This window comes from Pyrobaculum sp. (assembly GCF_049971835.1).
Taxonomy (GTDB): Archaea; Thermoproteota; Thermoprotei; order Thermoproteales; family Thermoproteaceae; genus Pyrobaculum.
In genome coordinates this window covers 1-4,465 of the sequence record NZ_JBMFKV010000155.1, presented here as the reverse complement: position 1 = coordinate 4,465, position 4,465 = coordinate 1, and the positions used below count along the sequence as shown (strand labels likewise).

The following is a 4,465-nucleotide window of genomic DNA, read 5'->3' as shown; positions in this document are numbered from 1 at the left end:
CAAAGCCGCGGCCTCCTCCACCGTCTTATCCGGCGTAATGGTAATTGGCGGTTTTCTCGCTATGTCTCCGCAGTTCACAGTTATAATATTCTTTTTAGTGTCTAAATGTTTTTTAGTGCTGTTTTTAATGATTCTGGATTGGCTGTATTTATCCTGTAGAGCGTCAAATCCGCCTCTTCATGGCAGTGCATATAGACGAGAGCCAGCGGCCTCTCCCCGACGCACAGTCCCCCCGCCCCGCGCCGCCTCCCTCGGCCAGAAGTTCAGCACCTCCACATGCCCGGCGCCCCTGATCTCTAGACACCACCCCGCCTCCGTCTTGACCCACTCCGCCCCGTCGAAGGGGGGCTCTCAGTCCACACATAGAAGACGGCCTCGGTAAGGCTAGTCATAGTAGCTGTAGTGTTCCCAGTACTCCTCCTCGATATCCTCCACCTCCTTCAGCTCCTCGTACTGTCTCTCGCAGAGCCGCTCGTTACGCCAATCCTCTTCGGTCTCCTCTCCCGTCTTCTGATCTTCAGCAATTTCTTCAAGTCCATGGCCAGCTCCGCGGGCGTCGAGATAACAAAATGAAAATCCTAGAGGCGTTCCTCGCCACAAGGTCGCTGATCCCGGCATGGAACGCAGAGTCGAATAAAGATACGAGACGGTGAAATCGCGCATATAGGGGAAAAGAGGAGGGTGCTAAAATCTCAGCTCTGTCACATTCGCCATCGCGGCACAGGTATATGGTGCCGTGGCGTCTCTCATGCTGTAGTACCTTCCCCCTCGGCACCACGCCCCGCCGTTGATAATCGCGCACGACACATTGCCGATTTAAGCCACGGCGAATTTCTTCAAAAAACCTTCTTTTCTGTGTCGTAGAGCTTCTTCATGAGGTAGGGGCCGTGTTGCCGCAACCTCCGCTCCGCCTCGCACCATGTAGATAGTTGGGCATATTTATCCTCGCGTTCCCATAAGTCGCACAACCACAAGGAGTTGGAGAGTATAGTGTAAACTCCCTCCTCAACGCCAACGTGATCTCAAACCTCGTTGCCAATTCATAGATAGCGTCGGCGAAGCCGCCGCGGTCTGCGCCTCTCTCTCAATTTGCCACGGATAAACGCGATGATCTTAGCGGGGCATGGGCAAATCAATAATGGACTGGCTAAGAGAAATGTCCCTGTCTCAGCCGCGGCTGTCTGGAGCAGGCAAACGTTTCTGGGTACGTCGTTGTCCAGGGAGAATCAAAGGGGCTGAAGCTCCGTTACCGGGTATTGTAGAAATAATTGGCTCCTGATCGTCCGCGGAGGCCTACCTCAGATATCTAGCGCACCACTCCACCCTCCTCCTCATCGCCTCCAGCACATGGGGATCCGCGTCCGGCCTCTTGGAGTACTCCTCGTACTCCCTCCTAGCCTTCTCACAGCCCTTAACCACATCTCTCCACCAGCTCACCGACTATATACACGCCCTAGCTTTTATCTCCTCACCTGCTACTGGGCTTAGGGGCCCAACCAATCATGTCACTGGCCGCTTGTTATTAATTGTCTTAGCTTCTGTTTAAATTCGACGTAGCTCACGGCGACTATCTTTCCGCCACAGGCGCATGCCTCGCATGCAAGACTGTTCTCGACAGCGTTTCGCAAATCTTTATCGTCTGTGATGAATAGCAACGTGCCCTTTATCATCCCAGCCCCGCCTCTCGGCGCCGTGGCAATTATGTCGTAGGCGTACAGGAGTGAGTTGACTATGTCGATATCCTCCTCAGAGATGCCCTCCACTACACTGTCCATGACATCTCCTCTGAAACAAACGGCAACCTCTTGAATACCGCGCCTCTTGAGGCTTTCCTCATCTTCAACAACTCTAACATATCTACTGTTTATCATATAGCTTAGCTCGGAAATGCAATACTCCCTCATCAAGTTGACGTCGACGTTCGACCACCCGTGCTTTTCACGATCGACGCTACTAAGCAACTTGGGGAGAGCGACATGGCTCAGTTCGCGCAGTACCGCCTCGTCTGTGTAGAAGACTAGCTTCCGGGTTTCTAGATACCCTAAAATCCTTGGCTTAGGCCTAGCCAGTCTGCGGTGTAGCGTCACTGCGTAGACAACTTTGACGAGGGCGTTGGTGTCTATAAATGCGTGAAAAGAGTCAAAGCTCATTAAATCCTATTTAAAAAGGTCGGGATACAGCTCCTCCTCGTCTACATATTCCCCGCTTTCCTGCACCTTTCTCAGCCTCTTCAGTCCCTCTAGATACGCCTCAAGCGACATGTTGAAGACAAGCGCCTTAGCAACTTCGTCTCTGAGGCCGAGCAAATCAAGCGTATATCTCTCTAACTCTCTCTCGCTCAGCGGGCCAAACTTGTCAACGATCTTCAACACGTAGTCGGCTAAGTCGCCGAGGCCTCTGCCCTTTAACGAAGCCGAGGCCTCCTTCAGGACCTGATCAACGCCCTTGACGTAGTACTTCCTGCCAGTCTTCACGACTCCGTATTTCCCAATCTCAGAGGCCCCACCAAGTAAAAAACCTATCCTAATCGAGGGGCCCCCTCGGTATATTACAAAATCCTCTGGTAGCCTCACCCTTGGCAAATCTAGGAGCCTAACCCCCTCATCTGTGGTATAGATCGCTAGAAAAAGCAACTTGGCTAACTTCCTCGCACTCACACCCTCTCTAAACCTTTTTTCGTAATATGCAATCACCAGCCTAATCAAGTCAACAGCCACAGCGCGCTGTAGCTCTTTAATCACACTCACATTAGTAGATATGTTGGTATTAATAACGTATCGTCCTCTCAGGGCGCACCTCTCGATGCTTCTGCCTCTTACCGTGTCTGGTCGGAGTGTGGTGGCGGTGGGTACCACCCGCTTGGTGTCTTGACCAGCCTCTTTTCCCGAATGTACTGAGCGGCTTTTTTCAAATAGATTTGCCAGTGATCGCCGCGGCCGCAGAGTAGCTGGCCGTCGCTGGCTATGTCTAGGGCGATCATGCTCTCGGCGAGTATCTCATCTACAGAGGCGAGGGGGATGTAGACGACTTGGCCGAACTCCTCCACGGCGATGTGGTAGCGGCCGCTCTGCGTCAACACGGCGATGTCCCAGTCGCTGAGGGCGTGGTGGGTGCCCCTGGCGCGGGAGCCGAAGAGCACCACGTCGCCTTCGCCACATATGTCTCTGAGGAATTTGCGGAGCCTCTCCAGCAACTCCCCTTGCCTCTGCTTCGCTACCTTAATCCATCTGTCCATTTCCACAACAAGTCGAGGCACTTGAGGCACTCCTCGGCCTCCCACTCCTCATATGGGCCGAGCCTCGCGTCTGGGTACCTGGCCTGTATGTAGTGCTCCTCCAGCGACTTGGCGCACCGCGCCACGTCCTCCGGCACATGGGCCGACTTCAGCTGGGCGAGCCTCTTCGCCATCTCGTACAAGCTGTGGGTGAGGGGCCTCGCCCCCGCCTCTCTAATAAGGAGGGCCTTTAAGAGGAATTCGCCGGCTTGTTGCGCTAGGAAGCACGCAAGGTCGTATTCTCCGGCGGCGAGGCTCCTCTGTGCGTACCGCCTGTAGCGCTCCGCCTTCACAAGCCAGCGCTCCACGTAGGTACCACCTCTGTATATATTTAATCTGTGGCAGTAGCTCATAAATTGACTGGCGTCGTTGTGTACATGCGGGTGGCGGTTATAATGGGCTCGATAAACGACTTGGAGGTTATGAAGGAGGCGCTTGAGGTTTTGGAGGCGTTGGGGATTCCCTACGAGGCTAGGGTGGTGAGCGCCCACAGGACCCCCGACTTTATGTATCAATTCGCCAGGGAGGCCGAGGAGAAGTTCGACGTGGTTATCGCCGGCGCCGGGGGGGCGGCGCACCTCCCGGGCATGACCGCCTCCCTCACGCCGCTCCCAGTGGTGGGGGTCCCCATCCCAACCCGGCACCTGGGGGGTCTCGACTCTCTGCTCTCCATTGTGCAGATGCCCCGGGGAACGCCCGTGGCCACCGTGGCCATCGGCAACGCGGCCAACGCCGCGTACCTCGCGGCGAGGATACTCGGCGTCAAGTACCCAGAGATCCGGGAGAGGGTGAGGCAACACATAGCTAAGATGAGGGAGGAGGTCCTCTCCAAATCCTTCATAAAGTCTTTTCCGTAGCTACTTAAAAACTGCGCGGAGAAGCGCTGGGAATTTTCATTGTTTTTCCAGTAAATATTTAAAATGCGGTGGTTGTGTGTTGCCATGCGGTTGCTGGTGCTGGGGGGCGGGCAGTTGGCATTGATGATGTGTTGGGAGGCGTCTAGGTTGCCTATAGACTTCGTGGTCTACGACCCGGATCCCTCCGCCCCCGCTTTTAGATGTGGGAGGAGGGCCTCAGACCCCTTCGCCGCGGTTGAGGAGGCGGACGTGGTCGCTTTCGAGTTTGAGAATGTGGATGTGGAGGTGGCGCGGTACGCCGAGAGGCTCGGCAAGCTGAAGCCGCCGCTGGGGT

7 protein-coding genes and 1 pseudogene are annotated in these 4,465 nt (G+C 55.1%); 2 read left to right on the top strand and 6 right to left on the bottom strand.

Going from position 1 to position 4,465, the window contains the following annotated elements; genetic code table 11:
* Positions 1-384 precede the first annotated feature (384 nt).
* From ACP5J3_RS11200 to ACP5J3_RS11175, 6 genes are all read right to left on the bottom strand, one after another.
* Positions 385-600, bottom strand: a complete 216-nt coding sequence (locus ACP5J3_RS11200; RefSeq protein ID WP_428495770.1) for a hypothetical protein — start codon at positions 598-600, stop codon at positions 385-387.
* A 693-nt stretch (positions 601-1,293) separates the two neighbouring features.
* Positions 1,294-1,437 carry a hypothetical protein gene (locus ACP5J3_RS11195; RefSeq protein ID WP_428495769.1) on the bottom strand — a complete coding sequence of 48 codons (144 nt, stop codon included), beginning with the start codon at positions 1,435-1,437 and terminating at the stop codon, positions 1,294-1,296.
* Positions 1,438-1,505: 68 nt separating this feature from the next.
* A complete protein-coding gene (locus tag ACP5J3_RS11190; protein WP_428495768.1) occupies positions 1,506-2,150 on the bottom strand; it encodes a hypothetical protein in 645 nt (214 codons plus the stop codon).
* 6 nt (positions 2,151-2,156) lie between these two features.
* Positions 2,157-2,747, bottom strand: coding sequence for a hypothetical protein (locus tag ACP5J3_RS11185; protein ID WP_428495767.1), 591 nt, complete (start codon positions 2,745-2,747; stop codon positions 2,157-2,159).
* A gap of 68 nt (positions 2,748-2,815) precedes the next feature.
* Positions 2,816-3,235, bottom strand: coding sequence for a nucleotidyltransferase domain-containing protein (locus tag ACP5J3_RS11180; RefSeq protein ID WP_428495766.1), 420 nt, complete (start codon positions 3,233-3,235; stop codon positions 2,816-2,818).
* On the bottom strand, positions 3,214-3,582 hold the full coding sequence (locus tag ACP5J3_RS11175; protein WP_428495765.1) for a HEPN domain-containing protein: 369 nt from the start codon (positions 3,580-3,582) through the stop codon (positions 3,214-3,216). Before ACP5J3_RS11175 ends, ACP5J3_RS11180 begins: the two co-directional genes overlap by 22 nt.
* A gap of 69 nt (positions 3,583-3,651) precedes the next feature.
* Between ACP5J3_RS11175 and purE the strand changes: the two genes are divergently transcribed.
* Together purE and ACP5J3_RS11165 are read left to right on the top strand one after the other, a co-directional pair.
* A complete protein-coding gene (purE, locus tag ACP5J3_RS11170) occupies positions 3,652-4,131 on the top strand; it encodes a 5-(carboxyamino)imidazole ribonucleotide mutase (RefSeq protein ID WP_428495771.1) in 480 nt (159 codons plus the stop codon).
* A gap of 84 nt (positions 4,132-4,215) precedes the next feature.
* Positions 4,216-4,465, top strand: a pseudogene (locus tag ACP5J3_RS11165) (5-(carboxyamino)imidazole ribonucleotide synthase); the annotation flags it as partial.

Excerpts from the sequence above, each read along its gene's own strand:
- purE (WP_428495771.1), top strand. The coding sequence starts at position 3,652 with ATGCGGGTGGCGGTTATAATGGGCTCGATAAACGACTTGGAGGTTATG.
- ACP5J3_RS11180 (WP_428495766.1), bottom strand. The coding sequence starts at position 3,235 with ATGGACAGATGGATTAAGGTAGCGAAGCAGAGGCAAGGGGAGTTGCTG.
- ACP5J3_RS11190 (WP_428495768.1), bottom strand. The coding sequence starts at position 2,150 with ATGAGCTTTGACTCTTTTCACGCATTTATAGACACCAACGCCCTCGTC.